This is a genomic window from Pseudomonas sp. Pse79 (assembly GCF_024519615.1).
In the GTDB taxonomy this organism is placed as follows: Bacteria; Pseudomonadota; Gammaproteobacteria; order Pseudomonadales; family Pseudomonadaceae; genus Aquipseudomonas; species Aquipseudomonas veronii.
On sequence record NZ_JALJRR010000018.1, the window covers coordinates 71,966 to 98,340 of the forward strand.

25 protein-coding genes and 1 pseudogene are annotated in these 26,375 nt (G+C 63.6%); 16 read left to right on the forward strand and 10 right to left on the reverse strand.

Annotation, left to right across the window (positions count from 1 at the left end; all coding sequences use genetic code 11):
- Positions 1-52 precede the first annotated feature (52 nt).
- The 4 genes from NR164_RS21425 to NR164_RS21440 all read left to right on the forward strand — a co-directional run bounded on the left by NR164_RS21425 (position 53) and on the right by NR164_RS21440 (position 4,701).
- The gene (locus tag NR164_RS21425) at positions 53-985 is read left to right on the forward strand and encodes a 3-keto-5-aminohexanoate cleavage protein (protein WP_017848720.1); all 933 of its coding nucleotides are present in this window, start codon (positions 53-55) and stop codon (positions 983-985) included.
- A gap of 65 nt (positions 986-1,050) precedes the next feature.
- The gene (locus NR164_RS21430) at positions 1,051-1,929 is read left to right on the forward strand and encodes an SMP-30/gluconolactonase/LRE family protein (protein WP_256823238.1); all 879 of its coding nucleotides are present in this window, start codon (positions 1,051-1,053) and stop codon (positions 1,927-1,929) included.
- Positions 1,930-2,002: 73 nt separating this feature from the next.
- Complete coding sequence (locus NR164_RS21435) at positions 2,003-3,325, forward strand: MFS transporter (protein WP_256823239.1); 1,323 nt, start codon at positions 2,003-2,005, stop codon at positions 3,323-3,325.
- A gap of 56 nt (positions 3,326-3,381) precedes the next feature.
- Positions 3,382-4,701: an MFS transporter gene (locus NR164_RS21440; RefSeq protein ID WP_017848723.1), complete on the forward strand. Its 1,320-nt coding sequence runs from the start codon at positions 3,382-3,384 to the stop codon at positions 4,699-4,701.
- On the opposite strand, the gene NR164_RS30625 is transcribed toward NR164_RS21440, so the two are convergent.
- Positions 4,679-4,858 (reverse strand): hypothetical protein, encoded by a 180-nt coding sequence (locus NR164_RS30625; protein WP_017848724.1) that lies wholly within the window; start codon positions 4,856-4,858, stop codon positions 4,679-4,681. The two genes, NR164_RS21440 and NR164_RS30625, sit on opposite strands and share 23 nt — an antisense overlap.
- A 129-nt stretch (positions 4,859-4,987) precedes the next feature.
- On the opposite strand from NR164_RS30625, the gene NR164_RS21450 reads away from it, so the two are divergent.
- Together NR164_RS21450 and NR164_RS21455 are read left to right on the forward strand one after the other, a co-directional pair.
- The gene (locus tag NR164_RS21450) at positions 4,988-5,911 is read left to right on the forward strand and encodes a LysR substrate-binding domain-containing protein (RefSeq protein WP_046384347.1); all 924 of its coding nucleotides are present in this window, start codon (positions 4,988-4,990) and stop codon (positions 5,909-5,911) included.
- A 55-nt stretch (positions 5,912-5,966) separates the two neighbouring features.
- Positions 5,967-6,329 carry a 5-carboxymethyl-2-hydroxymuconate Delta-isomerase gene (locus NR164_RS21455; protein ID WP_017848726.1) on the forward strand — a complete coding sequence of 121 codons (363 nt, stop codon included), beginning with the start codon at positions 5,967-5,969 and terminating at the stop codon, positions 6,327-6,329.
- A gap of 35 nt (positions 6,330-6,364) precedes the next feature.
- Here the strand turns inward: NR164_RS21455 and NR164_RS21460 are convergent, their stop codons facing one another.
- From NR164_RS21460 to NR164_RS21475, 4 genes and pseudogenes are all read right to left on the reverse strand, one after another.
- Positions 6,365-7,300 (reverse strand): LysR family transcriptional regulator, encoded by a 936-nt coding sequence (locus NR164_RS21460; RefSeq protein WP_032804835.1) that lies wholly within the window; start codon positions 7,298-7,300, stop codon positions 6,365-6,367.
- A gap of 137 nt (positions 7,301-7,437) precedes the next feature.
- Positions 7,438-8,625, reverse strand: coding sequence for a cyanate transporter (locus tag NR164_RS21465; RefSeq protein WP_046384346.1), 1,188 nt, complete (start codon positions 8,623-8,625; stop codon positions 7,438-7,440).
- Between the two features lie 141 nt (positions 8,626-8,766).
- Positions 8,767-10,209, reverse strand: a pseudogene (locus NR164_RS21470) (aldehyde dehydrogenase family protein).
- On the reverse strand, positions 10,206-11,831 hold the full coding sequence (locus NR164_RS21475; protein ID WP_017848730.1) for a 5-guanidino-2-oxopentanoate decarboxylase: 1,626 nt from the start codon (positions 11,829-11,831) through the stop codon (positions 10,206-10,208). Before NR164_RS21475 ends, NR164_RS21470 begins: the two are co-directional and overlap by 4 nt.
- A 111-nt stretch (positions 11,832-11,942) precedes the next feature.
- On the opposite strand from NR164_RS21475, the gene NR164_RS21480 reads away from it, so the two are divergent.
- On the forward strand, positions 11,943-12,815 hold the full coding sequence (locus NR164_RS21480) for a LysR substrate-binding domain-containing protein (protein ID WP_256823240.1): 873 nt from the start codon (positions 11,943-11,945) through the stop codon (positions 12,813-12,815).
- Between the two features lie 59 nt (positions 12,816-12,874).
- Here the strand turns inward: NR164_RS21480 and NR164_RS21485 are convergent, their stop codons facing one another.
- Together NR164_RS21485 and NR164_RS21490 are read right to left on the reverse strand one after the other, a co-directional pair.
- On the reverse strand, positions 12,875-13,489 hold the full coding sequence (locus NR164_RS21485; RefSeq protein ID WP_017848732.1) for an NAD(P)-dependent oxidoreductase: 615 nt from the start codon (positions 13,487-13,489) through the stop codon (positions 12,875-12,877).
- Positions 13,490-13,523: 34 nt separating this feature from the next.
- Positions 13,524-14,390 carry an MBL fold metallo-hydrolase gene (locus NR164_RS21490; protein WP_256823241.1) on the reverse strand — a complete coding sequence of 289 codons (867 nt, stop codon included), beginning with the start codon at positions 14,388-14,390 and terminating at the stop codon, positions 13,524-13,526.
- A gap of 105 nt (positions 14,391-14,495) precedes the next feature.
- On the opposite strand from NR164_RS21490, the gene NR164_RS21495 reads away from it, so the two are divergent.
- Together NR164_RS21495 and NR164_RS21500 are read left to right on the forward strand one after the other, a co-directional pair.
- A complete protein-coding gene (locus NR164_RS21495; RefSeq protein WP_032804836.1) occupies positions 14,496-15,401 on the forward strand; it encodes a LysR family transcriptional regulator in 906 nt (301 codons plus the stop codon).
- A gap of 99 nt (positions 15,402-15,500) precedes the next feature.
- Complete coding sequence (locus NR164_RS21500; protein ID WP_164887019.1) at positions 15,501-15,677, forward strand: hypothetical protein; 177 nt, start codon at positions 15,501-15,503, stop codon at positions 15,675-15,677.
- A 25-nt stretch (positions 15,678-15,702) separates the two neighbouring features.
- On the opposite strand, the gene NR164_RS21505 is transcribed toward NR164_RS21500, so the two are convergent.
- A complete protein-coding gene (locus NR164_RS21505) occupies positions 15,703-16,590 on the reverse strand; it encodes a helix-turn-helix domain-containing protein (protein WP_046384341.1) in 888 nt (295 codons plus the stop codon).
- Between the two features lie 189 nt (positions 16,591-16,779).
- Between NR164_RS21505 and pobA the strand changes: the two genes are divergently transcribed.
- Positions 16,780-17,964 carry a 4-hydroxybenzoate 3-monooxygenase gene (gene pobA / locus NR164_RS21510; RefSeq protein WP_256823248.1) on the forward strand — a complete coding sequence of 395 codons (1,185 nt, stop codon included), beginning with the start codon at positions 16,780-16,782 and terminating at the stop codon, positions 17,962-17,964.
- A 65-nt stretch (positions 17,965-18,029) separates the two neighbouring features.
- The gene (locus tag NR164_RS21515; RefSeq protein WP_256823242.1) at positions 18,030-19,547 is read left to right on the forward strand and encodes an MDR family MFS transporter; all 1,518 of its coding nucleotides are present in this window, start codon (positions 18,030-18,032) and stop codon (positions 19,545-19,547) included.
- A gap of 69 nt (positions 19,548-19,616) precedes the next feature.
- Here NR164_RS21515 and NR164_RS21520 read toward each other — a convergent pair whose 3' ends face one another.
- A complete protein-coding gene (locus NR164_RS21520; RefSeq protein ID WP_046384339.1) occupies positions 19,617-20,456 on the reverse strand; it encodes a cache domain-containing protein in 840 nt (279 codons plus the stop codon).
- Positions 20,457-20,506: 50 nt separating this feature from the next.
- On the reverse strand, positions 20,507-21,280 hold the full coding sequence (locus NR164_RS21525) for a transporter substrate-binding domain-containing protein (RefSeq protein WP_256823243.1): 774 nt from the start codon (positions 21,278-21,280) through the stop codon (positions 20,507-20,509).
- A 410-nt stretch (positions 21,281-21,690) separates the two neighbouring features.
- Here NR164_RS21525 and NR164_RS21530 point away from each other — a divergent pair, with 410 nt between their 5' ends.
- The 5 genes from NR164_RS21530 to NR164_RS21550 all read left to right on the forward strand — a co-directional run bounded on the left by NR164_RS21530 (position 21,691) and on the right by NR164_RS21550 (position 26,350).
- Positions 21,691-23,061 carry a glutamine synthetase family protein gene (locus tag NR164_RS21530; RefSeq protein ID WP_046384337.1) on the forward strand — a complete coding sequence of 457 codons (1,371 nt, stop codon included), beginning with the start codon at positions 21,691-21,693 and terminating at the stop codon, positions 23,059-23,061.
- Positions 23,062-23,162: 101 nt separating this feature from the next.
- A complete protein-coding gene (locus NR164_RS21535) occupies positions 23,163-23,762 on the forward strand; it encodes a class I SAM-dependent methyltransferase (protein WP_079443069.1) in 600 nt (199 codons plus the stop codon).
- Between the two features lie 122 nt (positions 23,763-23,884).
- Entirely contained in the window at positions 23,885-25,018 is a 1,134-nt protein-coding gene (rnd, locus tag NR164_RS21540) for a ribonuclease D (RefSeq protein WP_046384335.1), read from the forward strand.
- On the forward strand, positions 25,015-25,308 hold the full coding sequence (locus NR164_RS21545) for a YcgL domain-containing protein (protein WP_017848744.1): 294 nt from the start codon (positions 25,015-25,017) through the stop codon (positions 25,306-25,308). The genes rnd and NR164_RS21545 overlap by 4 nt, the downstream gene beginning before the upstream one ends.
- A 109-nt stretch (positions 25,309-25,417) precedes the next feature.
- Positions 25,418-26,350, forward strand: coding sequence for a D-2-hydroxyacid dehydrogenase (locus NR164_RS21550; RefSeq protein WP_017848745.1), 933 nt, complete (start codon positions 25,418-25,420; stop codon positions 26,348-26,350).
- Positions 26,351-26,375: the final 25 nt, after the last annotated feature.

Below are 26,375 nucleotides of genomic sequence, written 5' to 3' on the forward strand. Positions count from 1 at the left end.
CTCGAGTTGTACCCAGGATTTTTTTCATAAGAATAAAAGTCGGAGAATCGTCATGTCCAAAAAACGTCCTGTGATCATTACCTGTGCCGTGACCGGTGCCATCCATACGCCGTCGATGTCGCCGCATTTGCCCATCACTGCCGAGGAAATTGCCGCCGCCGCCATCGGCGCCGCCGAAGCCGGCGCGGCGATTGTTCACCTGCATGCCCGTGACCCCAACGACGGCCGCCCCAGCCAGGACCCGGCGTTGTTTGCTGAATTCCTGCCGCAGATCAAGGCCGCCAGCGACGTGGTGATCAACATCACCACCGGCGGCGCGCCGACCATGGGCGTGGAAGAACGCCTACAGCCGGTGATGCAGTTCAAGCCGGAATTGGCCTCGCTGAACATGGGCTCGATGAACTTCGGCCTGTACGAAATGCTCAACCGCTTTACCGAGTTCAAGCACGACTGGGAGCGTCCATACCTGGAAGAGAGTGACGACCGGATCTTTCGCAACACCTTCCGCGACATTGCCCACATCCTCAATTCCTGCGCCGAGAACCGCACCCGTTTTGAGATCGAGTGCTACGACATCGGCCACCTCTACACCGCCGCGCACTTCCTGGAACGTGGCCTGCTCAAGCCGCCGCTGTTCATCCAATCGGTGTTCGGCCTGCGCGGCGGCATCGGCGGGCACCCGGAAGACCTGGCACACATGCGTCGTACCGCCGATCGCCTGTTTGGCGACGATTATGTGTGGTCGATCCTCGGTGCCGGGCGTGGGCAAATTCCGCTGGCGACCATGGGCCTGTCCATGGGCAGCCATGCCCGGGTCGGCCTGGAAGATTCGTTGTGGGACGGGCCGGGCAAATTGGCCGCTTCGAACGCCGATCAGGTACGGCGCATTCGCAGCGTGATCGAAGCCCTCGGCCATCGCGTCGCCACGCCGGATGAAGCGCGGGACATCCTCGGGCTCAAGGGGCGCGACCAGGTCAATTTCTAACCGACGACACGGCCGCGTGCTGGCGCGGCCCGAATCCCGCACAACAACAATAAGGGGATCACACCATGCGTATCGAAGTGCTTGTGGACGTCAAGACCACCCTGGGCGAAGGCCCGGTGTGGGACGTCGAACAACAGCGGCTGTATTGGATCGACAGCGCCGACGGCCGCATCCTGCGTTGCACCGACGACGGCCGCGAACTGCGTGCCTGGGACGTGGGCCAGAAAATCGGCTCCATGGCCCTGCGCCACAACGGCGCGGCGGCCATCGTCGCCCTGCAGAATGGCGTACACACTCTGGACCTGGCCAATGGCGAACTGGCGCTGATCGAAGACCCTGAACCGCACCTGCCGAACAACCGTCTCAACGACGGCAAGGTCGACCGCCAGGGCCGCTTTGTCTTCGGTTCCATGGACACCCAGGAAGACCGCGCCAGCGCCAGACTCTACCGCCTGGACCCGGACCTGCGCCTGCACACCCTGGACGAAGGCATCATCGTCTCCAATGGCCCGTGCTGGAGCCCGTCCGGGGACACCTTGTACTTTTGCGACACCTGGTCGGGCGAGATCTGGGCCTATGACTACGACCTCGCCAGCGGCAATGTCAGCAACCGGCGCACCTTCGCCAAGGTCGACACCTCGGGTGGCGGCGCCGCGGACGGTTGCACCGTGGACGCCGAAGGTTGCCTGTGGCAGGCCCTGGTCTATGCCGGGAAGCTGGTGCGCTACACCCCCGATGGCCACGTCGACCGGATCATCCAAATGCCGGTGAAGAAGGTCACCAGCCTGACCTTCGGCGGGCCGAACCTCGACACCCTGTTTGTGACCTCCATGGCCAAGCCGCCGCTGCCGCGTTTTCCGCACGACGGCCAGCAGCGCGGCGCGCTGTTCGCCATTACCGGGTTGGGCGTGCAAGGAATAGCCGAGCGACGGTTCGCCAGCTAGCGCGTGTGTTCGATCAGCAACATTCCTTCGCAACCTTGTGTCAGTGCGCGCCCTCGCGCGCCTGGAGAGGCCCATGGCAACTTTAAAAAAAGCGTCGCTGCGCAGCATTCACCGGCATTCCTGGGTGTCGCTGCTGGTTTGCTGGATGATCTGGATTCTCAACGCCTACGACCGTGAGATCGTATTGCGCCTGGGGCCGACCATCTCCAAGCATTTCGATTTGTCCGCCGATCAGTGGGGCACCGTGGCCACGGTGATCATGCTCGCCCTGGCCCTGTTGGATATCCCGGGTTCGATGTGGAGCGACCGCTACGGCGGTGGCTGGAAGCGCGCGCGGTTCCAGGTGCCGTTGGTGCTGGGCTACACGGCGATCTCGTTTCTGTCCGGGTTCAAGGCGTTGAGCGGTAACCTCGCGACGTTTATCGCCCTGCGTGTTGGGGTCAACCTCGGCGCGGGCTGGGGCGAACCGGTGGGCGTGAGCAACACCGCCGAATGGTGGCCGGTGGAACGCCGCGGTTTTGCCCTTGGCGCGCACCACACCGGTTACCCGATCGGCGCGATGCTCAGCGGCATCGTCGCCAGCTTTGTGATCAGCACCTTCGGCGAGGACAACTGGCGCTACGTGTTCTTCTTCGCCTTCGTGATGGCCTTGCCGCTGATGATCTTCTGGGCGCGGTATTCCACGGCCGAACGCATCACCGCGCTGTACGTCGACATCGCCGCCAAAGGCATGACGCCACCGGACAATGCCCCGGCCAGCCAGATCAAGGGCGACGCCTGGCGCACCTTTGTCGCCACCCTGCGCAACCGCAATATCGCGCTGACGGCGGGGAACACCCTGCTCACGCAGGTGGTGTACATGGGCGTGAATATCGTGTTGCCGGCCTACCTCTACAACATCGTCGGGCTGTCGCTGGCGCAGTCGGCGGGGATGAGCGTGGTGTTCACCCTGACCGGGATTCTCGGGCAACTGGTGTGGCCGTCGTTGTCGGACATCATCGGCCGCCGTACCACCCTGATCATCTGCGGGCTGTGGATGGCCGCCAGTGTCGGCGCGTTCTACTTCGCCAGCACCCTGACCCTGATCATCGTCGTGCAGTTGCTGTTCGGCCTGGTCGCCAATGCGGTCTGGCCGATCTACTACGCGGTGGCCTGCGACTCGGCCGAGCCGTCGGCCACCTCCACGGCCAACGGCATCATCACCACCGCGATGTTCATCGGCGGCGGCCTGGCGCCGGTGTTGATGGGCAGCCTGATCGCGATGGGCGGCGGCTGGACCACGCTGCATGGCTACACCGTGTGCTTTTTCGTGATGGCCGGCTGCGCCCTGGGCGGCGCGCTGCTGCAAGTGTTTTCCCATCGCCCGCAGGCGTTGGTTGTGCAACTCGAACCCTAGAACAACATTGATGCGCCCCCCAGCCGCGCTGGCGGGGCGCCAGGAGGAACTGCCCGATGACTACCGCCACCCAGGCCCGCGAACCGCAGGTGCTGAACAAATTGATGTTCGCCAAGTTGATGCCCTTGTTGATCATCGCCTACATCCTGAGCTTTCTGGACCGCACCAACATCGCCCTGGCCAAGCACCACCTGGACGTCGACCTGGGCATCTCCGCCGCGGCCTACGGGCTGGGCGCGGGCTTGTTCTTCCTCACGTATGCACTGTCGGAAATCCCCAGCAACCTGATCATGCACAAAGTCGGCGCGCGCTTCTGGATCGCGCGGATCATGGTGACCTGGGGCCTGATCTCGGCGGCCATGGCGTTTGTGCAGGGCGAGACCTCGTTCTACGTATTGCGCCTGCTGCTGGGCATCGCCGAAGCGGGCCTGTTTCCCGGGGTCATGCTCTATCTGACCTACTGGTTCAACCGCGAACAACGCGCACGGGCCACCGGCTATTTCCTGCTCGGCGTGTGCTTTGCCAACATCATCGGTGGCCCGGTGGGCGCAGCGTTGATGCGCCTGGACGGGCTGCTCGGCTGGCATGGCTGGCAGTGGATGTTCCTGCTCGAAGGCTTGCCGGCGGTGGCGTTCGCCTGGGTGGTGTGGCGCAAGTTGCCGGACCGCCCGAGCCAGGCGCCGTGGCTGACGGCGGCGGAAGCGCAGGGTATCGAACAGCGCATTGCCCAGGAAACCGAGGAAGGCGCCGGGGAGGGCGGCCACGCGTTGAAAAACTGGCTGACCCCGCAGATCCTGCTGGCGATCTTTGTGTATTTTTGCCATCAGATCACGGTCTACACGGTGATCTTTTTCCTGCCGAGCATCATCAGCAAATACGGTGAATTGAGCACCATGAGCGTGGGGTTGCTGACCTCGCTGCCCTGGATCGCCGCCGCCTTGGGCGCAGTGTGGCTGCCGCGTTTTGCGACCACACCCACCCGCGCGCGGCGCCTGTTGATCAGCGGGTTGCTGACCATGGCGCTGGGGTTGGGCATCGCGTCGGTGTCGGGGCCGGTGTTCAGCCTGCTGGGCTTTTGTCTGTCGGCAGTGATGTTTTTTGTGGTGCAGTCGATTGTGTTCCTCTACCCGGCCTCGCGTCTCAAGGGCGTCGCCTTGGCGGGCGGGCTGGGTTTCGTCAATGCCTGCGGGCTGTTGGGCGGGTTTGTCGGGCCGTCGGTGATGGGCATGATTGAGATGAGTACCGGCAACGCGATGAATGGCCTGAAGGTGATTGCCGTGGTGCTGGTGGTCGCGGCGTTGGCCGCGCTGCGTTTGCGCCAGGGCCAGGAACAGGCGCCGGCCCCTCGGGTCGTTATGAGACCAGCAACGAAATAGGATAACCCGACGCCAATACCAGGTACGCCACCACCGCCGCCAGGCACAAGCCGACGAATACCCGCAACAACGTGCGGGCGGTGGGGTGCGCGATAAACTGGATGACCCAGATGCAGAACCCGGCCAGGAGGAAGGCCGCGGCGAGAATAACCAGCACGATAGTGTTCCTGCGACCGTGAAGAGCTGAATATATAGTCGTAAAGCCGCCCAATGAACAGTGCGCGCATAGACGCAGCCCCTCGGGCTTTCTAAACTGCGGCTTGTCGTGGGGAAAGGGCAGGTGCCGATGAATCGCAATGAATTACGCAAGGCCGACATCAACCTGATGGTGGTCTTCGAGGCACTGATGCTCGAGCGCAATGTGACGCGGGTGGCGGAGAAGTTGTTTCTCGGCCAGCCGACCATCAGTTCGGCGCTCAACCGGTTACGCACCTTGTTCAATGATCCGCTGTTCATTCGCGTCGGCCACCGCATGGAACCTACCGCGCGGGCCGAGGAAATCATCCGGCACCTGTCGCCGGCCCTGGACTCTCTTTCATCGGCCCTGAGCCTGACCCACGATTTCGACCCGTCCGTCAGCACCATGACCTTCCGGATCGGCCTGTCCGATGACGTCGAGTTCGGCCTGTTGCCGCCGTTGTTGCGCGCCTTGCGCCAGGAAGCGCCGATGGTGGTGTTCGTGGTGCAGCATGTGGATTACTGGCGGATTCCCGATCTGCTGGCATCCGGTGATATCACCGTCGGCATCACCCAGACCCGTGGCCTGCCGGCGAATGCCAAGCGCAAGTTGCTGCGCCATATCCACCCGCGCTTGCTGCGCGCCGACGCGTCCGACCGGCCGCTGACCCTCGATGAATATTGTGCGCGGCCCCATGTGCTGGTGTCCCACACCGCCAACGTATCCGGGTTTGCCGATGAGTGGCTGGCGGAAATCGGGCGCAAGCGCCATGTGGTGCTGTCGGTGCCGCAATACAGCGCGCTGCCGGCGCTGCTGGCCGGCACCGACCTGATCGCCAGCCTGCCGGACTACACCGCCGAAGCCATGACGCTGTCGGGCAATCTGTTTTGTGAGCCCTACCCATTCGAGACGCCGACCCTGGATCTGTCCATGGTCTGGCTCAGCCATGTGGACACCGATCCGGCCGAGCGCTGGGTGCGTTCGCGGCTGGAGGCGTTCATGAGCGACCGTGGGCTGGCGAAAAAGGTCTGATGCTTTTATCCGTGGTATATCTAGGAATCTTCCTATCGATACTTCGGAGACTCCCATGCCACACCTGCACCTGGAATACACCGCCAACCTGACGCAACTGGACACCGACAAGGCCCTGTTGCGTCTGAACCATGCATTGGTGGCCTCCGGTCAGTTTGGCGCCGAGCTGGATATCAAGAGCCGTTCACTCAAGGTCGAGAGTTTTCGCGTGGGTACCGGCATGAACCCGCGGGGTTTTGTCGCCGTGCGCCTGGCGTTGCTCAGTGGACGCTCGGCGCAGGTCAAGAAGCAGCTGTCAGAAAGCCTGCTGGCCGTGGTGCAGGAACTTGGGCCATGGCCGGAAGGTGTGCAGGTGCAACTGAGTGTCGAATTGCTGGATATCGATCGCGATTCCTACAGTAAGGTCGCGATCGGCTAAGCGCTTCCTTCCACCACAACCGTCGATGCGTAAGGTCAGAGTAATCCCTGTTCAGCGCAGACTTTGACCACCTGCTCCCTGAACCAGGTATTGGCGCTGTCCTGTTCACTGGTTTCGTTCCACTGCATATCCAGGGTGAACCCCGGCAACCCGTGGGGCGCCTCGCAGTGGCCGAACACCGACGCCGGGGCCAGCAGTTTGTGGACGCGGCGGGGCAGGGTCACGATGAAGTCGGTGCCGGTGATCATCTTCAACGCCGCGCCATAGCTGTTGGCCCGTGCGACCACCTGGCGCTTGTGGGCCTGACGCGCCAGCCAGCCGTCGACCATGTTGGTGTCGGAGGTCCACGGCGTGGGAAACACGTGGCGCCGCTCGACGAACGACTGCAGGCTGAACGCCGCCTCGCGGGGCGCCGCACGCTTGTCGAAGACACACACCAGATCATCTTCCAGCAACATCTGGGTCTTGAAGTCTTTATGCGCGCGGTGAAAGTGCGGGCCAAAGCAAATCACCAGGTCGAGGCGGCCTTCGCGCAGGTCGTCGGCAGGGATCTCGGTTTCCAGCTTGCGCACATTGACGATCACCGGCAGGTTCGCGCGGTCGAAGTGTTTCAACAGGCGCGGCAGGATCAGTTGCTCGAAATACTCCGGGGCGCACACGTTGAAGGTCACGGCTTTCTGGGTGGGGTCAAAAGCTTGGCCACCGGCGTGGCACAGGTTGATGCTTTCGAGGATTTTCTGCACATGGCCGTACATGGTGCTGGCCTTGTACGTCGGACGCATACCCGCCCGCGTGTTGATGAACAGCTCATCCTCGAAGCTGGTGCGCAGCTTCTTCAAGCTGTAGCTCACGGTCGACTGGCTGACGAACAGCGTTTCTGACACCTCGGTAACGCTGCTCTGGTCGTAGACGGCGATAAACACCATCAAATCCTGCATATCGAGCTTTCTGAGCAAGTTACTGTTTAGCATCCATTCCATCCGGTAAGCCTTGGCACTGTGGCAGCGCGCGACAAGGGCAAAAGCTTAACGGAACGGGAGTGCCAATAGAAAGCTCTGTAGGGTATTTCAGTGTTGTGCGTGGGACAAAAAGTGTTTGCAACACGACGTCAGCGGATGTGGTCTGCGTAATGCTTCGGATTGAAGCGCGTGACGATCAGCAGCATCACCCCGATCACCGCCGCCAGCGACCACCATGCCCATTCGAAACTGCCCAACTGATCGCGGATCATCCCGGCGATCAGTGGCGACAGGCCGGCAATCAGGTAACCGATGCCTTGCACGAACGCCGTCAGGCTACCGGCGCGGCGCGGGTGGTCGAGGTGGTCGAGGGACAGGATCAAACTCATCGGGAACAGGCCGCCGATGCCCAGGCCGAGCAGGCAGGGCCACAGCAGGCTCAGGTGTTGGGGCGCGAGGATCAGGCCGCAGAACCCGAGGATGATCAGCACCAGCAACACGGCCAACACTCCGCGTTTATCCCGGCGGCGGTTGGCGAGGGCGGGGGTGACCAGGCCCGAGATGACTTCCATCGCGGTGAGGAAACCCAGGAGCAAACCGGCATGCTGTTCGCTCCAGCCTTGTTCTACGTAGTACGGCGCCAGCCACGCCAGTACGCAGGTGTAGGAGGCTGTACCGAGGCCAAAAAAGATCGCTAGCAACCAGGCGCGGCCGTTGCCGAAAAATCCTTCCTGCTTGTCAGAACCTGCCTGGGGCAGAACCGGCAGCGCCGCACGCTGGGCGGACCAGCACACCAGGGCGAGCACGGCCAGCCCCGCCCAGATCGCCAGGCCGATGCGCCAGCTACCGGTCTGCACCAGCACGAACGGGGAGAACGACGCCGCCAGCGCCGCGCCGCCCATGATCGCCGTGACGTACAAGCCCATGAACAATGAAACGTCAGCGCTGAAGCGCGACTTGATCAGCGCCGGCATCACCGCCTGGATCATCGCGATGCCGACCCCCGCAGCGATGGCGCTGACGATCAACTCCAGCGCCGAATCGAGGAACAACCGCGACAGCGTCGCCACGCCGATCACCAGCAGCGACACCGCAATGCTGCGATGTTCGCCGAAGCGCTTGGCCAGGCCCATGCCGAAAAACATCGCCAGGCCCATGGCCATGACCGGCAACATGGTCAGCAGCGCCGCGCTGCTGAAACTCAACGGCACCTCGCCGCGAATCGACGCTAACAACGGCCCTACGGCCGCCATCGACGGGCGCAGGTTAAGCGCGACCAGCACGACGCTGATCATCAGCCATACGGCGGTGGTGGGTTTTGCGTGAACGTTTTCCATGGGCCTGCCTTGAGTGAACAAGGGCGAATCAGGCCACGGGCGGGGGAGTGGGGCAAATGAGAAAGTCGCAGGGGCTATCTAAAAAACGCAGTTAACTGAAATACCGCACATTGGTCCACATTCTATCGGGAGGCTGCGTCGTCAGTTAGACCGGATTACATGCTTGATCTCCTGAAACGCCGCCAGCCCCCAAGGGCCCAGTTCGCGGCCGATGCTGCTCTGCTTGTAACCGCCCCACGCCGTTTGCGGGAAGATCACCTGCGGCGCGTTGATCCACACTATGCCGGCCTGCAAGGCATTGGCCACGCGTGCGGCGGTTTCGTCGTTGCGGCTGACCACGCTGGCCACCAGGCCGAAATCGCTGTCGTTGGCCAGGGCGATGGCCTCGGCCTCCGTGGTAAAGCGTCGTACACACAGCACCGGGCCGAAGATTTCTTGCCGCCACAACGCGCTGTCCAGCGGCACGTCGGTGAACAGCGTGGGGCGAATGAAATAACCCTTCGCCAAGTGCGCCGGGCGCTCACCGCCGCACAGCAAGCGGGCACCGTCCTGCACGCCGCGCTGGATATGCGCCAACACCCGTTGGTACTGGGCGCGGTTGATCAACGCGCCCATTTCCACGTCGTCGGCAAATGGGTCGGCGACGCGAATCCCTTCAGCCCGCGCAGTTAAACGCTGTAGGAATTCATCCGCGAGACTGTCCGCCACCAGCACACGACTGGTCGCTGAACACATCTGCCCGGCGTTGAAAAAGCCACCTCCACAGGCCAGCTCAAGCGCCAGGTCGAGGTCGGCATCTTCCAGCACCAGCAGCGAGGATTTGCCCCCCAGTTCCAGGCTCACGCCCTTGACGGTTTCGGCGGCGCGTTGCATCACCTGCACGCCCACCGCATTGCTGCCGGTGAAGGAAATCTTCGCCACGCGAGGGTCCGCCGCCAGCGGGGCGCCCACGGCCAAGCCGGTGCCGCAGACCAGGTTGAACACCCCCGCCGGGAAGCCGGCCGCGGTGATGATCTGCGCCAGTTGCAACTCCGCCAGCGGCGTCACTTCCGACGGTTTGAGCACCACGCAACAGCCGGCGGCCAGCGCCGGGGCGAGTTTCCAGGCGGTGGTGACCATGGGGAAATTCCACGGCACGATCAGCCCCACCACGCCGCAGGGTTCGCGGCGCAGGCGGGCGCTGAAGGCATCAGTGGGCAGCGCCACCGCGCGGTCTTGCTCGGCGTCCAGCGCCTCGGCGAGACCGGCGTACTACTCGAAGGTGGCGATGACGTCGTCCACATCGATTCCCGCTTCGAACAACGGTTTGCCGCTGTTGCGCGACTGTACACGCATCAACGGCTCACGCTGCTCGCTCACGCCTTGAGCCACTTTGCGCAGCAGGGCGCCGCGCTCGCGGCCGGTGCTCTGCGACCAGCCGACACACGCCGCACTGGCGGCGTCGACCGCCTGGGTCACGGCGCGGGCATCGCCGACGCTGACCTGGGCGAGTATTTCCTCGGTGGCCGGGTTGATCACGTCCAACACGTCATGGCCCGCACGCCACGCACCGTTGATATACACACCGTTTACGACCGCACTCATACCGCTACCTCCTGCATCCAACGTTCCTGGTCGATTTCAATCAGCGTCGGCCCCTGGCGATCCGCGGCGGCACGCAAGGCCACGCGCAGTGCGTCCAGGCCCTGGATGCGTTCGGCGGCGCAACCGAGGGCCGTGGCCACGCCGATGAAGTCCGGCGTGTAAATGTCGACGCCGACCGGTTCGATGGCCCGGTTGACCATGTACTTCTTGATCTCCTCGTAGCCCTGGTTATTCCACAGCAGCACGATGATCGGCGTGCGCGCCTCCACGGCGCTGGCCAGTTCCGGCAGGGTGAATTGCAGCCCGCCGTCGCCGATCAGGCACACCACCGGCTGGCCATCGCCACGCCCCAACCAGGCACCGATGGCCGCGGGCAGGGCATAACCCAGGGTGCCGTAGCCGGTGGACGCGTTGAACCAGCGGCGCGGGTGGTCAAGGTTCAGGGTCAGGTTGCCGCTGTACACCGGCTGTGTGGAGTCGCCCACCAGCACCGCGCCGGGCAGTTCCTCCAGCACGGTGTGGAGCATGCGGGTTTGCGCGCGGGTGGCGGCGTCCCAGGTCGGCGTCAATTCGGCCCACAGGCGGGCGACGCGCTGGGCGCCCCAGGCACTGTGGCGAGGCGCCAGCGGCTGGCGCTGGAGTTCGGCGAGCAAGGCGTCGGCGGCGATCTGCGCGTCGGCCACCAAGGCCAGCTCGGGCGGGTAATTGCGCACGGTCTGGTCGGGGTCGATATCGATGCGCAGCAGTGCGCCGGGAATCTCGAAACCGCCGGCGAAGGTCACGTCGTAGTCGGTCTCCGCCAGCTCCGTGCCGATCGCCAGCACCACATCGGCTTCGGCGACCAGGGCGCGGGTGGCGAGCAGGGACTGGGTCGAGCCGATCAGCAGCGGGTGGGCCGCGGGCAGCAGGCCTTTGGCGTTGATGGTCAGCGCCACGGGGGCGCCGAGGGTTTCGGCCAGGCGGGTCAACGCCGCGGCGGCCTCGATGGCGCCGCCGCCGGCCAGGATCAGCGGGCGTTGGGCGGCGGCGAGCCGTTGGCTCATCTGTGCGACCGCCACTGGCGCCGCACCGGCACGCGCCACGCTGATGGGGGAGGTGCCGAGCAACGCATCGGCGTTTTCCACCAGCACATCCAGCGGGATTTCGATGTGTACCGGGCGCGGGCGTCCTGCCTGGAACAGCGCAAACGCCCGCGCCAGCACGCCGGGCAATTCTGCTGCCGACATCACGGTGTGGGAGAACGCCGCCACGCCGGCGACCAGCGCGCTTTGGTTCGGCAGCTCATGCAACTTGCCGCGCCCGCCGCCCAGCTGGCTGCGCGCCTGCACGCTGGAGATCACCAGCATCGGGATCGAGTCGGCATAGGCCTGGCCCATGGCCGTGGTGATGTTGGTCATGCCGGGGCCGGTGATGATCAAACACACGCCGGGCTTGCCGCTGGTGCGCGCATAGCCATCGGCCATAAAACCCGCGCCCTGTTCGTGGCGCGGGGTGACGTGGCGGATGTTCGAGCGCGCCAGGCCGCGATACAACTCCACGGTGTGGACGCCAGGAATACCAAACACCTGGTCCACGCCGTAGCTTTCCAGGAGCTTGACCAATACTTCGCCGCAGGTCGCCATACATGTCGCTCTCAGGTTGAGGTGAGGCGGTATTGGACCGGCTGGCCGGTAGCGGCAACAATCGATAAAAAGTCATACTAGCCATGTCCTCACGTCATGGCTGCTTGCCCTATGAAACGCCTCCCGCCGCTGCCCGCGCTGCACACGTTTTGGGTCACCGCCCAGTGCTGCAACTTCACCCACGCTGCCGCGCAGTTGCACATCACCCAAGGCGCGGTGAGCCGGCAGATCGCCGGGCTGGAAAGCCATTTGGGCTATGCCTTGTTCCAGCGCCAGGCGCGGGGCCTGAGCCTGACCGAAGAAGGCCGCGAGTGGTCGCTGCGGGTGCAGCAGGTCTTCGGCCTGATCGGTGACGCGCTGGAGCAGATCGGCCGCCGCCGCGACACCTTGCAGCTCAAGGCTTCCACCTGCGTGATGCGCTGGCTGCTGCCGCGCTTGATGCAATGGCAGCGGGAGCGCCCGGATGTGCCGGTGGAGCTGACCACGACCGTGGCCTACACCGTGGACTTTCGTCGCGAGCAATTCGATGCCGCGGTGATCTATGCGCCCAGCGCCGAACAGTCGGCCGAGGCTCGGCATCTGTTCGACGAACACCTCACCCCGGTGTGCGCGCCGGCCTTGCTGGGCGCGTTGAATACGCCAGCGGACCTGCAGCAACAGGTGCTGCTGCACCCCACGCGGGACGAGCGGGACTGGGCGTTATGGCTGAACGCGGCGAAGACGCGCTTGAGCAATGTGAGCCAGGGCCATCATTTCGAGACGCTGGATCTGGCCATGACAGTGGCGTCCCAGGGTTCAGGCGTGGCGATTGGCGACAGCGCGCTGATTGGCGAGGATGTGAGCGCGGGGCGCTTGGTGATGCCGTTTGAATTGCGGGTGCCGACGGGGATGGGCTATTACCTGGTGTATCCGCCGGGGACAAAGCCGTCCGCCGGGCTTGAAGCGTTGATGGAGTGGTTGGTCAACCAGGCGCAACAGGCGTAACGCTGAAGATCCACCTGTGGGAACCGGCAAGCCAGCTCCCACAGGTGGATCGTGTCGGCTCAGTAACCGACGGTGAAACGCTGGCGCGAATGCTTCGGTGTTTCCACTTCATCGATCATCGCGATGGCGAAGTCGGCGAAGCTGATCCAGCTGCGGCCTTCGCGGCTCACCAGCAAATCATCCTGGCCCAGGCGGAAGGTGCCGGTGCGCTCGGTTTCAACGAATTCGGCCGATGGCGACAGGAAGGTCCAATCCAGTTCCTGCTCCTGACGCAACGCCTCGAGGAACGTCGCGCCGGCACTGGCTTCAGCCTTGTACGCCTCTGGGAAACCCTCGCTGTCGATCACCCGAGTGCCGCCCGGCAGCAGCAACGAACCCGCGCCGCCCACCACCAGCAGGCGTTTGACCCCGGCTTTTTTCACCGGGCCGATCACCGCGCTGGCGGGCAGGGTGGCGAAATGCGCCGCGCTGATCACCACATCGCTGCCGCTGATGGCCTGTTGCAAGGCCTCGGCATCCAGCGCGTCGACCTGTTTGACGCTGACGCCAGGACGCACGGCGAGCTTGTCAGTGTTGCGCGCGATGGCGGTGACGCTGTGCCCGCGTCGCAGCGCTTCTTCCAGCAGTTGGCTACCGGCGCGGCCGGTGGCCCCAATGATTGCGATCTTGCTCATGACATTCTCCAGTACGGTTAAGGTTTGAAACGCTTCACCACTTCATTTCGCCCTTGGCGACTTTGGCGCTCAGTTCCAGCGAACTTTCGTCGGCGAGGGTCGGGTAACGCTTTTTCATCGCCGCGATCAGGGCGGCGGAGTCCTTGGCCTTGGCGGCTTCTTCGTCAAAGGCCTGGATGTAGTCGGCGGTAAAGGCCACGGATTGCAGCGACGGGCTGCCGAGGAAATGCCCCGGAACCACCGTGCGCGGCTGCAGTTCGGCGATGCGTTGTAGGGTGGCCAGCCAGTCTTTATGGGACTGCGCGCTCTGAGTATCGGCCATCCACAGGTGGATGTTGTCGGCGACGACCACACCGCCGACCACGGCCTTGATCGACGGTACCCATACAAAGCTGCGATCCGGCTGCGGGCCGTCGAGGCCGATCACTTCCAGCGATTGCCCTTCAAGCGTCAGGCGGTGGCCGTCGAGCACCTGCGGCACGATGGTTTTGCCTGGCTTGTCGGCGCCCATTTTCGGGCCCCAGAACGCCAGTTTGCCGGCGACGGTGGCGTTGATGTGGTCGACCACCGCTTGCGGGGCCAGCACCTTGGCGTCGGGGAATGCGGCGGTCAGGGTGTCGAGGCCGAAGTAGTAGTCCGGGTCGCCGTGGCTGATGTAGATGGTCGTCAGGTGTTTGCCGCTGGCGCGGATCTTCTGCACCAGGTGTTCGGCCTGGCTTTTGCCGAACTGCGCGTCGACCAGGATCGCGTCTTTCGCGCCGCTGACCAGTACCGAACTGACCGGGAAGATCGCGGCCTCGCCGGGGTTGTACACGTCGAGGGTCAGCTCGGCGGCGGCCGCCTGGGCGGCGAAGGCCAGGGCGGCGGTCGCCAGGGTCAGGCGCTTGAGGGTGGACAACATCGGGCAACTCCGGCAATCGGTAAAGGATGCACAGAGCTTAGTTGCACCAAACACAACAAAAAATGCGATGCTGGGACATAGTTTGTTTCTAAAATCGGGCAGATCATGGATCGTCTTCAAGCAATGCGCGTGTTTGTGACGGTGGTGGATCTGGGCAGCCAGTCCGCCGCCGCCGACCATCTGGACCTGTCGCGCCCGGTGGTCTCACGCTACCTGGCCGAGCTGGAAGACTGGGTCGGCGCGCGCTTGCTGCATCGCACCACGCGCAAACTCAGCCTGACGGCTGCCGGCGGGGAAACCCTGCCACGTTGCCGGCAATTGCTGGAACTGTGCGGCGACATGCAGGCCGCCGTCAGCGAACCGGATGACGCGCCCCGTGGCCTGCTGCGCCTGAGTGTCAGCACCTCGTTCGGCCAGGCGCAGTTGGCCGAGGCCATCGCAGAATACGTCAGGCGCTACCCCTTGGTGACGGTCGACCTGCAGATGCTCGATCGCACGGTCAACCTGGTGGATGAGCGCATCGACCTGGCCATCCGCACCAGCAACGACCTGGACCCCAACCTGATCGCGCGGCGCCTGACGGTCTGTCGCTCGGTGGTGTGCGCGACCCCGGCCTACCTGCTTGAGCATCCGGCGCCGCAAAAGGTCGAAGACCTGGCGCGGCACAACTGCCTGACCCACTCGTACTTCGGCAAAAGCCTGTGGCATTTCGAGGAAGGCGGCGAACATGTTTCGGTGCCGGTCCACGGCAATATCACCGCCAACGAAGCCAGCACGCTGTTACGCGTGACGCTCGCCGGGGCGGGGGTGGCGATGTTGCCCAGTTATCAGGCCGGCGAGCACATCCGCCGTGGCGAACTGGTGCGCCTGTTGCCCGCGGCCGAACCGCGGCAGATGAACATCTACGCGGTGTACGCGTCGCGCAAACACATGCCGTCGGCGCTGCGTAGCCTCCTGGATTTCCTGGTGCTGAGGTTTCCGGAAACGCCGGAGTGGGACCGGGGCCTGTGACCCGACATACAGATGTTGAATGGCGTCCAATAATGGCAACTCGCCCTGGCTGACCTATGCTTTAAACAGCACCGAGTAGGTCCTTCAGAGGTCTGTGCCATGACCGTCAAAACCAGAAAGTACCTGAAAATTTTCATCCTTTGCGCCTTGGTCAGCGCGCTGTACGGCACCGCCGCCTATCGTGTCGAGCAGACCCGCATGCAGCCGAGCTTTGCGATCAGCTGCCATCAGGATCAATGCATTCCGCGCACCGGCAGTTTCAGCGCGTTGCGCTAATGGCCAACCAAGGACGATCCCGCGTTTAATCCTCGGGTGTTTCGGCCTTGAGTCGTTCGCGAAATGCCTTGGGCGAAAACCCGACCCGGCGGCGAAATAGCCGCGAGAAGTTGGTCGGGTCGGAAAAGCCCAATACCTCCGACATTTCATTGATGGTCATGCTGGTGTAGGTCAGCAGGCGCTTGGCTTCCAGCAATTGGCGGTCGTGCATGATCTGTAGCGCGGGTTGCCCACCCAATTCCCGACATGTGCCGTTCAGGTGTGAGACCGAGATACCCAGCTTGTGGGCCAGGTCTTCAATCTTCGGGTGTTCGCGATACTGCTGTTCGACCAATTGGGTAAAGCGCCGGAAATACTCGCGCCCACGCGGTGCCCGCGGGTGGCGGCGCTGGATGGCCTGGCGGCTGATCCACACCAGCAGCACGCTGACCAGGGCGTGCATCAGCATGTCCCGGGCCGGCTGCTCATCGGCGTATTCGTCCTGCAGGCGGGCGAACAGGTTGTTGAGATAGTCGCTGTCCTTGCCTGCCGGGTAACTGCCCAGCACCTGCAGGCCGTCCACCGTTGCGCCCAGCTGCGCTTGCAGGTGGCTGACCAGCGGTGCCGCCAGGGTCAGCACGTAGCCTTCGACATCTTCCGCAAACCGGAATCCGTGCACACACAGCGGCGGCAGCACCTGCAAGGTCGCTTCGTTGAGGGTGGTGCGCTGGCCTTCGATTTCCAGTTGTGCCTGGCCTTGGTGGACGTACAACAGCTGGCACAGATCCGCGTGCCGGTGGGGCTGGATTTCCCACTGGTAGTCCCGGCTGCGTCGGGAAATCGTTTCGCAGTGCAACAAATCCGGCGTCGGCCATTGCTGGTTTTCCCCGTACAGCTTGAACACCGGAATCGCGGAACTGGCAGTTTTGGTCATAGTTTCAATCCGATACTCAGGCAAGTGGTTCGGTAATCGCCCCGATTGGCAAAAAGCGCAGGCTTTGGCGCAGTTTTCACCTTCTTATAGCGCCCACTCAAGTGAAAAATGTCAGCAACAAGACCAATGACAACTCTTTCACCTTATCCGTTCGGGTGAATTTTTCGGGCCATAAAAATAATGAAAACGCTGAAAACTCAAGTCGCCATCATCGGCGCCGGTCCTTCGGGACTGTTGCTCGGCCAACTGTTGCAGCAGGCCGGTATCCAAACCCTGATTCTAGAGCGCCAGAGCGCCGATTACGTGCTGGGGCGCATCCGTGCCGGGGTGTTGGAGCAAGGCATGGTCGACCTGTTGCGCGAGGCCGGCGTCAGCCAGCGCATGGACGCGGAAGGCCTGGTCCATGATGGCTTCGAACTGGCGCTTAATGGCCAACTGACTCACATCGACCTCAAGGCGCTCACCGGCGGTCAATCGGTGATGGTCTACGGCCAGACCGAAGTGACCCGCGACCTGATGGCCGCACGCGCCGCCACCGGTGGCGTCACCTTGTATAACGCGCGTGAGGTGCAACCCCACGGGCTCAAAACTGATCAACCCTGGCTGACGTTCGAACATGAAGGCGAAGCCTATCGCCTGGAGTGTGATTACGTGGCCGGTTGCGACGGTTTTCACGGTGTCGCCCGGCAATCGATCCCGGCCGAGTCGCTGAAGGTCTTCGAGCGGGTGTATCCCTTCGGCTGGCTGGGCATCCTGGCCGACACGCCGCCGGTCCATCCTGAACTGGTGTACGCCAAGCATGCGCGCGGGTTTGCCTTGTGCAGCATGCGTTCGCCGACGCGCAGCCGTTACTACCTGCAAGTACCCGTTGAGGAGTCGGTCGATGAGTGGTCGGACCAGCGTTTCTGGACTGAACTGAAAACGCGCCTGCCAAGCCAGTTGGCCGAGCAGTTGGTGACCGGGCCGTCGATCGAAAAAAGCATCGCGCCGCTGCGCAGCTTCGTGGTCGAGCCGATGCAGTACGGGCGTTTGTTTCTGCTGGGGGATGCGGCGCACATCGTCCCACCCACCGGGGCCAAGGGCTTGAACCTGGCGGCGAGCGACGTGAGCACGCTGTTTCGCATCTTGCTCAAGGTCTACCGTGAGGGGCGCGTGGAGTTGCTGGAGAAGTATTCGGAAATCTGCCTGCGACGCGTGTGGAAGGCTGAGCGGTTTTCCTGGTGGATGACGTCGATGCTGCATCAGTTTCCCGAAGCGGACGGGTTCAGCCAGCGCATTGCCGAGAGCGAACTGGCGTACTTCATCCACTCGCACGCCGGTCGCACCACCATCGCGGAAAATTACGTCGGGCTTCCTTACGAAGCTATCGAATAGCCTGCTATCGTATCGAGCATGCCCGCAGGTCGCCTTTTCCTGCGGGCCTTGCTCGAAGGTTTACCGTGACTCAGCTCAATCAGCCTACTCCAGCCGTACCTGCCGTGCGCAGCATCCTCGTCTCGTTGATGATGGCGATCTTCCTCGGTGCCTTGGACCAGACCATTGTCGCCGTGTCCATGCCGGCCATTTCCGCGCGGTTCCACGACGTCAACCTGCTGGCCTGGGTGATCTCCGGCTATATGGTGGCGATGACAGTGGCGGTGCCGATCTACGGCAAGCTCGGCGACCTGTACGGGCGGCGGCCGATGATGCTGATCGGCATGGGCCTGTTCACCCTGGCGTCGCTGTTCTGTGGCATGGCGCAAAGCATGGAGCAACTGGTGCTGGCGCGGGTGCTCCAGGGCATCGGCGCCGGCGGGATGATTTCGGTGAGCCAGGCGTTCATCGGCGACATCATCCCGCCGCGCGAGCGCGGGCGTTACCAGGGCTATTTCAGCGGCATGTACGCGGTGGCCAGCGTGGCCGGGCCGGTGCTGGGCGGTTATATGACCGAGTACCTGTCCTGGCGCTGGGTGTTTTTGATCAACCTGCCGTTGGGCGCCGGCGCCTGGTACGTGGCCCATCGCAGCCTGGTCGGGCTGCCGTTGCCGCAACGCAAGCCGATCATCGATTACCTCGGTACCGTGCTGCTGATCATCGGCTTGAGCGCCTTGCTGCTGGGCATCACCGAGATCGGCCAGGGCCATGATTGGCGCAATGACTCGGTGCTAGCGTTGCTGGCCTGCGCGCTGGTGGCGCTGAGCATATTTGTCTGGCATGAGCGGCGTGCGCGGGAACCGTTGTTGCCGATGCACCTGTTCGCCAACCGCAGCGCGGTGCTGTGCTGGTGTACGATGTTTTTCACCAGTTTCCAGGCGATTTCCCTGACGGTGCTGATGCCTTTGCGCTTTCAGACCGTGACCGGTTCCGGCGCCGACAGTGCCGCGCTGCACCTGCTGCCACTGGCGATGGGCTTGCCGATGGGCGCCTACTTTGCCGGGCGCATGACCTCGGTGACCGGGCGCTATAAACCACTGATCCTCAGCGGCGCCGTGTTGAGCCCCTTGGCGATTCTCGGCATGGCCTACAGTGCGCCGCAGGCGATGGGGTTGACGGCGATGTTCATGCTGTTGTGCGGCATCGCTGCCGGCATGCAGTTCCCGACCTCGCTGGTGGGCACGCAGAACTCGGTGGACCAGCACGATATCGGCGTCGCCACCAGCACCACTAACCTGTTCCGTTCCCTGGGCGGGGCGGTCGGCGTGGCGTGCATGTCGGCGTTGTTGCTGGCGCTGTTGCAGGACTCCAGCTTTGCCCACCTGGCCAGCGGCGCGCTGGTGGTCGAGGGCGGTTCCGGCAGCGTCCTGCTCGACGGCCTGAACGCCGCCCCAGGCCCGGCGCAGGATGCCCTGCGCGGGGAACTGGCGGTGACGTTCCGGCATTTGCTGATGGTCAGTGCGGCGGTGTCGTTGCTGGGGTTGGCGGCGGCGATTGCGATGCCCGATCGCATGCTGCGCGGCCGTGAAGACAAGGCCCGCTGACGGGCCGGCTGGACATCCAAATGTGCGAGCGGGCTGGCCCGCTCCCAGCGGTTTGACCGCCTGTGCAATTCAAGGGCTGTAATAACCGACCGCCACCATGAAATGCCCGGTTTTGCGCAAATACGCGTGCTTGTTCTCGACCTTGCCGGTCACCGGGTTTTTCCAACGGTACGTGTACTCACCCTGATCCTGCTCCGCCATCAACTTGAGGATCGGTGCGCCCACCGGCTTGCCGTCGGGGTCCTTGATCTTGCTGAAGTCGGTGTTGATCAGCCGCAGGTTGGTGCCATGGGCGACATAGCGCCGGGTATCGAGGTCGACCACGAACACGTAGAGATCGTCCTGCAGGAAACCGCCCTGCAATGAGTTGATCGCCTTCAGCGTGCCGGCTTCATCCTTGACCAGCGCCTTGACGGCCTGGTCCCGCAGCGCTCGCGCCTGTTCCGGCGTGGCCCGTGGCAGGTAATAGCCCACCGCCAGAATGCGTTCGCCGACACGCTGATAAAACACATGCTTGTGTTCGATCTTGCCGTCGTTCCAGTTCTGCCAGCGGTAGTCGGCCTGCTGGATGCCCTGGCCTTCCGGTGCCTTGAGCGCGTCCTTGAACGACTGGCGCAAATCCGCCCCGAGTACTTCGGACACATCGCGGCCGATCAAGGCGGAGGAGGGCCCGCCGCTGGCCAGCAACACGCCCTGGGTGTCGACCACGAACACATAGCGGTCATGGTCGACGAACTCGCCCTGGCGGCTGAAGGCGGCGAAGGCCTTGTCGCCATTGCTCTGGTAGTAGGCCAAGGCTTTCCCCAGCAGAGCCTTGGCCGCCTGGGCGTCCTCCTCCGGCAAGGTGGCGGCGTGTACCTGGCTGAAACCCAACAGCAGCAGCCAGCTGAATCGGAGCAGTCGCTTCATTATCCGTGCCTCGTTCTTATGGATGTGAGCACAGCTTAGACGGCTGCAGCTCAGGGCGCCGCCAGCCATTGATTGACGATGCCGTCGTACACCCCGGTGGCCACGCTCAGGTGCAACCACTGGTCGACGTAACTTTTCCAGGCCACATCGTCGCGGGGCAGCAGGAAGGCTTTCTCGCTGTATTGCATCTGCCGCTGCGGGTTGACCGCGCACAGCCCCGGCTTGAGTTTCTGCTGGAAGCGCGCCTCGCTGGCGTCGGTGATCATCACATCGGCCTTGCCCGCCAGCAGTTCGTCGAAGATGGTCACGTTGTCGTGCAGGCGCAGTTGCGCCTGGCCCAGGTGCGCCCGGGCGAACACTTCGTTGGTGCCACCCGCCGGTTCGATCACCCGCACCTGCGGCTGGTTGATCTGCTCGACGCTCTGGTAACGCTGCACATCGGCGCAGCGCACCAGCGGGATCTTGCCGTCGACCCCGAGGGACTGGCTGAAGAACGCCTTTTTCTGGCGTTCCAGCGACACCGAAATACCGCCCACGGCGATGTCGCAGCGGTGCGCGAGGAAGTCCGGCATCAGGCTTTTCCAGGTGGTGGGCACCCAGGCGATCTTGGCGTTGAGGCTCTTGGCCAGGGACTCGGCCATGGCGATATCGATGCCTTCGTAGCGGCCATCGGCACGCAGGAAGGTGTAGGGCTTGTAGTCGCCGGTGGTGCAGACGGTGAGCGTGCCGCTGTCGAGCACGTTGTCCAGGCGCGAGGGGGGCGTGTCCGCGAAGGCGGGTGTCGCCAGACTCACCAATACACACAGGGCTAAAGGAGCTTTCATGCGGTCGAGTCCTTGGGCATGATCGGGCGGCCATTATTTCCAGCAAGATGGCGGGGTGGCAAGGACGGCGAATGTTTAGCCAACGTGCAACCAAACTCCGTCAACCCTGAATTGACGCCCCTGACCCGGCGTGTGACGCTGCCGGGCATCTCCCTCACGGTGATTCGCCCATGGACGGTTACCCCGACACTTACCCCGAGACACTGCCTGGCGTCGTCGCGCCGAGCGGTCCGGCGGATGTCGAGGCGTTGCCCTCCGCGCTGGCTTTCTGGGCCCTGTTCCACTGTCGACATGCGCGCCCACCAGATACCTCTCTCCTACGTTGATCTACCCGATGGATGACGCGCACCTGCGCGCATCCGCCCGGCGGCGCCTGTGCGCCTGCCTGACGCAAACGTATGAGAATTGCCATGAGTGTTTTTGCCAGCCTGCACGAAGCCCGCTCTTTCCTTGAGCAGAACCCGGACATCGAGATGTTCGAGCTGTTCATCCTCGACAACAATGGCGTGCCGCGCGGCAAGTTGCTGCATCGCGACGAACTGCTGGCGGTGTATGAAAGTGGCCGCCCGCTGCCCAGCACGATCCTTGGCCTGACCATCCATGGCGATGACGTGGAAAACTCCGGGCTGGTGTGGGAGGTGGGCGATATCGACTGTCGTGCGTACCCGATCAGCGGCAGTTTGCAGCGCATGCCATGGCGGCTGATTCCGACGGCGGCGGTGCAAGTCAGCATGCACCCCACCGAAGGTTTGCCCGCCACCGTGGCCGACCCCCGGCACGTGCTGGCCAGGGTGATCGACGGGCTCAAGGCCGATGGTTATTACCCGGTGATGGCGGCGGAACTGGAGTTCTACCTGCTCGACCAGAAACCCGACCACAACGGCCGCCCGCAACCGGCGCGCGACATGGACGGCGGCCGCCCGCGTGCGACCCAGGTCTATGGCCTGCGCGAGCTGGAGCAGATCGAGCCGTTTCTCGCCGACCTTTACAGCGCCTGCAAACTGCAAGGCATCCCGGCGCGCACGGCAATTTCCGAATACGCGCCGGGCCAGGTCGAAATCACCCTCGAACACCGCACCGATGCCCTGCAAGCGATGGACGAAGCGGTGCGCTACAAACGCCTGGTCAAAGGCGTGGCGCACAAGCACGGGATGACGGCGTGCTTCATGGCCAAACCGTTCGACGACCTGGCCGGCACCGGCATGCACATGCACGTCAGCCTGGCGGACGCCGAGGGCCATAACCTGTTCGCCAGCGAGGCCGCCGACGGTACGCCGCTGCTGCGCCAGGCGGTGGGCGGCATGCTCAGCACCTTGCTCGATTCGCTGCTGATGTTCTGCCCCAACGCCAACTCCTATCGCCGCTTCCAGACCAACAGCTACGCGCCGCTGGCCGCCACCTGGGGCGTCGACAACCGCACTGTCAGCCTGCGTGTGCCGGGTGGTCCGGCGCCGTCGCGGCACATCGAACACCGCCTCTGCGGCGCCGACGCCAACCCTTATCTGGCGGCGGCGGCGATCCTCGCCGGTATCCACCGCGGCATCCGCGAACGACTTGACCCCGGCGCTCCGGTGGAAGGCAACGGCTACGCCCAGGCCAACGCGTTGCTGCCCACCGATTGGCTCACCACCCTGCGCGCCCTGGAAGACTCCAGCTGGGCACGGGAGGCGTTCGGCAGTGAGTTTCTCGGCGTGTACCTGGCGGTGAAACGGGCTGAATATCGGCAGTTCATGGGCGAGGTGGGCGAGCAGGACTGGCGCTGGTATCTGCACTCGGCGTGAACGGATTGACGGTGGTGGTTTTTTCGACCTTTTTTTCACGTTGCACTGGTTAAGCTGCGAATCAAGGTCATTCACTACCGTTCCACTCACATGAGCCCGTGATGTTGTCACCACCACTTTCGTCCATCGAGATTGAATACGCCGAACGCTGTGACCGTGAGCACGCCAGGGTCTGCGGCGATACGCGCCCGCCTGGGCTGCGTCAGCGTCTGGCGGCGTGGCGTGACGGGCGGCTGGTGCGCAATGCCCTCAAGGTGGCCGGCGAGCCCGGTCTGATCCTCGACCTGGCCTGCGGTTCGGGGCGGTTCTGGCCGGTGTTGGCCGAACACGTCAACCGGGTCATCCTCGCCTCGGATAACTCCCAGGACATGCTCGACCACGCCCGCACCCATCACCCGGCGGCGCTGCTCAAGCGGGTCAAGACCTTTCAGGGCTCGGCGTTTTCCATCGGCTTGTCGGCGAACGCGGTAGATTGCATTTTCTGTCTGGAATTGTTTCGCCACGTGCCCAGCAGCGAAGGGCGCCAAGCGCTGCTGCAGGAGTTTCATCGGGTCAGCCGCGACACCGTGATCGTGTCGGTCGCCTCCCGGACGCCAGTGGAGGAGGAGTTCTGCCAGGCAGGGTTCCAGGTCCTGAATCACCAGGAGTTCATTCCTGGCTCCAGCGTATGGCGTGTCTACGTTCTACGTAAGATGGGATAACTCCAATCTGTCGGACTATTCTTTACACGCTGTCGGAGTTTTCATGATTGCGTGTGCACTGCGGATGCTCGCAAGTCCCTTCCGCGATATATACTGCGCGCCATTCTTCAAGGGAGAGCCGTGTGGCCATCGATATTCACTGGATCTGCGACAACGATAGCCTCGGCCAGCATTGCGCCGAATGGCAGCAGTTGCCATTCGTCGCCCTCGACACCGAATTCATGCGGGTCGACACCTTTTATCCCATTGCCGGGCTGATCCAGATCGGTGATGGCGTTCGCGCTTACCTGATCGACCCCCTGACCATCGACAACTGGCAACCACTGGCGGCGTTGCTGGAAAACCCTGCCGTGATCAAAGTGGTCCACGCCTGCAGTGAAGACCTGGAAGTGTTGCTGCGCCTGACCGGCAGCCTGCCAGTGCCGTTGTTCGACACCCAACTGGCCGCGGCTTACCTGAACCTCGGCTTCTCCATGGGCTATTCGCGCCTGGTGCAAGCCGTGCTCGATATCGACTTGCCCAAGGGCGAAACCCGCTCGGACTGGCTGCAGCGCCCGTTGTCCGAGACCCAGGTGAGCTACGCCGCCGAAGATGCGGTCCACTTGGCCGAGGTCTTCATTCGCCTGCGCCCGCGGCTGTCGGACGACAAATACGCCTGGGTCCTGGAAGACGGTGCCGAACTGGTGGCCAACCTGCGCCGCGAAGTCGACCCTTACGAGGTGTACCGCGAGGCCAAGCTGGCGTGGAAACTGTCCCGTGCCCAACTCGCCGTGCTGCGTGAACTGTGCGCCTGGCGCGAGCAGCAAGCGCGTGCCCGTGACCTGCCGCGCAATCGCATCATTCGTGAACACTCGCTGTGGCCCCTGGCCAAATCCCAGCCGGATAACCTCGCCGCCCTGGGCAAAATCGAAGACATGCACCCGCGCACCGTGCGTCAGGATGGCCAGTTTCTGCTGGACCTGATCAAGCGCGCCGGCAGCGTGTCCATGGACCAATGGCCGCCCGCCGTGGCTGAACCGCTGCCGGTGGATGCCGCTGCGCTGATCAAGCACCTGCGCGCCTTGGGCCAGGCGCAAGCCGAACGCCTGGAGATGGCGCCGGAACTGATGCTGCGCAAGAAAACCCTCGAAGCCCTGGTCAAAAGTGGCTACCCCGACGGGCCTTACCAATTGCCAGACTCGCTGCGTGGCTGGCGCCGCGAGTTGATGGGCCAGGCGCTGCTCGACAGCCTGGCCACTGCCGGAGAACAGCCTTGAAACGTATTTGCTCCATCTATCGCAGCTTGAAACGCAACGAAATGTATCTCTACGTGCTGAAAAGCGATGCCCTGGAGCGCGTGCCGGAACCCTTGATGGAAGCCTTCGGCAAGGCCCATCACGCCTTCGACATGGTGCTGACGCCCGAGCGCAAGCTGTCGCGCGAGGACATCGCAGTGGTCCTGGAAAACCTCGAAAAGCAGGGCTACCACTTGCAAATGCCACCGGCCGAGGACGAGTACATCGAACACTTGCCCGAAGAGCTGCTGCGCCGCAACGACCCGATGTGATCGTGGCGCGCCCTGCCCGGGGCGCATTCTTTTCCATGGAATCGTATTAATGGATGGTGGCCGTAAGGATGCGGGCGGCCGTCCGCATTGTTTTTGAAAGGTTTGAACCATGCGTGTTCTGATTGCTGAACAGGATCACCCGCTCTACGCCCGGTTGCTGAGCGAAGCGGCCCCGGACCTCGAGGTGTTGACCAGCGGCGACTCGGCCGAACTCTCGCGCCTGGCTGCCGATTGCCCGGTGTGGCTCGGCCAGCCGGACCTGCTCGCCACCCTGTTGCGCCAGGGGCACCAGCCGCAGTGGCTGCAATCGACCTGGGCCGGCATCACGCCGCTGCTGGCCGACGGCCTGCCCCGCGACTATCGCTTGACCCGTGCGGTGGGGATTTTTGGCCAGGTCATGGCGGAATTTATCCTCACCTACATGCTCGGCCATGAACGCGAAGTCTTGGCGCGCCTGGTCAGCCAGGTCGAGCGCAAGTGGGACAACCGCATGGGCCAGAGCCTGGCGGGGCGCACGGTGCTGATCGTCGGCTGCGGTGATATCGGCCAGCGCGTGGCGCAGTTCCTCGTGCCGTTTGGCGTCAAGCTGTACGGCATCGCCAGCCAGGCGCGTGAGCAGGCGCCGTTTGTCGAAGTGGCTGCGCTCGATCAACTCGGCCGGCTGGTGGGCGAAGCGGACTACGTGATCAACCTGTTGCCCAACACGCCGAACACCCACGACCTGTACGACGCGGCGCTGTTCAAGCAATTCAAGCCGAGCGGGTTGTTTATCAACGTCGGCCGCGGCGTCGCGGTGGTTGATGCGGATCTGGTCGAAGCGTTGAAAGAAGGGCACCTGGCTGGCGCGGTGATCGACGTGTGCCGCCAGGAACCGTTGCCGCAGCGCCACCCGTTCTGGACCGCCTGGGGCTTGCTGCTGACCGGGCACAGCTCGGCGCCGACCTCGCCGTCGATGATGGTGCAACTGTTTCTGGAAAACGTGCGCGCCTACCAGGCCAAGCAAGTGTTGCGCGGTGAAGTGGATTTCGAGCGCGGCTACTGACACCGCGTCGAACCACAGGTGGGGG

Bases quoted from the DNA above. Each gene is read 5' to 3' on its own strand.
- NR164_RS21495 (WP_032804836.1), top strand. From the start codon at position 14,496: ATGGATCGTCTTCAAGCAATGCGCGTGTTTGTGACGGTGGTGGATCTG.
- NR164_RS21430 (WP_256823238.1), top strand. From the start codon at position 1,051: ATGCGTATCGAAGTGCTTGTGGACGTCAAGACCACCCTGGGCGAAGGC.
- NR164_RS21530 (WP_046384337.1), top strand. From the start codon at position 21,691: ATGAGTGTTTTTGCCAGCCTGCACGAAGCCCGCTCTTTCCTTGAGCAG.
- NR164_RS21480 (WP_256823240.1), top strand. From the start codon at position 11,943: ATGAAACGCCTCCCGCCGCTGCCCGCGCTGCACACGTTTTGGGTCACC.
- NR164_RS21485 (WP_017848732.1), bottom strand. From the start codon at position 13,489: ATGAGCAAGATCGCAATCATTGGGGCCACCGGCCGCGCCGGTAGCCAA.
- NR164_RS21490 (WP_256823241.1), bottom strand. From the start codon at position 14,390: ATGTTGTCCACCCTCAAGCGCCTGACCCTGGCGACCGCCGCCCTGGCC.
- NR164_RS21455 (WP_017848726.1), top strand. From the start codon at position 5,967: ATGCCACACCTGCACCTGGAATACACCGCCAACCTGACGCAACTGGAC.
- NR164_RS21550 (WP_017848745.1), top strand. From the start codon at position 25,418: ATGCGTGTTCTGATTGCTGAACAGGATCACCCGCTCTACGCCCGGTTG.
- NR164_RS21535 (WP_079443069.1), top strand. From the start codon at position 23,163: ATGTTGTCACCACCACTTTCGTCCATCGAGATTGAATACGCCGAACGC.
- NR164_RS21475 (WP_017848730.1), bottom strand. From the start codon at position 11,831: ATGGCGACCTGCGGCGAAGTATTGGTCAAGCTCCTGGAAAGCTACGGC.
- NR164_RS21505 (WP_046384341.1), bottom strand. From the start codon at position 16,590: ATGACCAAAACTGCCAGTTCCGCGATTCCGGTGTTCAAGCTGTACGGG.
- NR164_RS21425 (WP_017848720.1), top strand. From the start codon at position 53: ATGTCCAAAAAACGTCCTGTGATCATTACCTGTGCCGTGACCGGTGCC.
- NR164_RS21525 (WP_256823243.1), bottom strand. From the start codon at position 21,280: ATGAAAGCTCCTTTAGCCCTGTGTGTATTGGTGAGTCTGGCGACACCC.
- NR164_RS21435 (WP_256823239.1), top strand. From the start codon at position 2,003: ATGGCAACTTTAAAAAAAGCGTCGCTGCGCAGCATTCACCGGCATTCC.
- NR164_RS21520 (WP_046384339.1), bottom strand. From the start codon at position 20,456: ATGAAGCGACTGCTCCGATTCAGCTGGCTGCTGCTGTTGGGTTTCAGC.
- NR164_RS21440 (WP_017848723.1), top strand. From the start codon at position 3,382: ATGACTACCGCCACCCAGGCCCGCGAACCGCAGGTGCTGAACAAATTG.
- NR164_RS21465 (WP_046384346.1), bottom strand. From the start codon at position 8,625: ATGGAAAACGTTCACGCAAAACCCACCACCGCCGTATGGCTGATGATC.
- NR164_RS21460 (WP_032804835.1), bottom strand. From the start codon at position 7,300: ATGCTAAACAGTAACTTGCTCAGAAAGCTCGATATGCAGGATTTGATG.
- NR164_RS21500 (WP_164887019.1), top strand. From the start codon at position 15,501: ATGACCGTCAAAACCAGAAAGTACCTGAAAATTTTCATCCTTTGCGCC.
- NR164_RS21450 (WP_046384347.1), top strand. From the start codon at position 4,988: ATGAATCGCAATGAATTACGCAAGGCCGACATCAACCTGATGGTGGTC.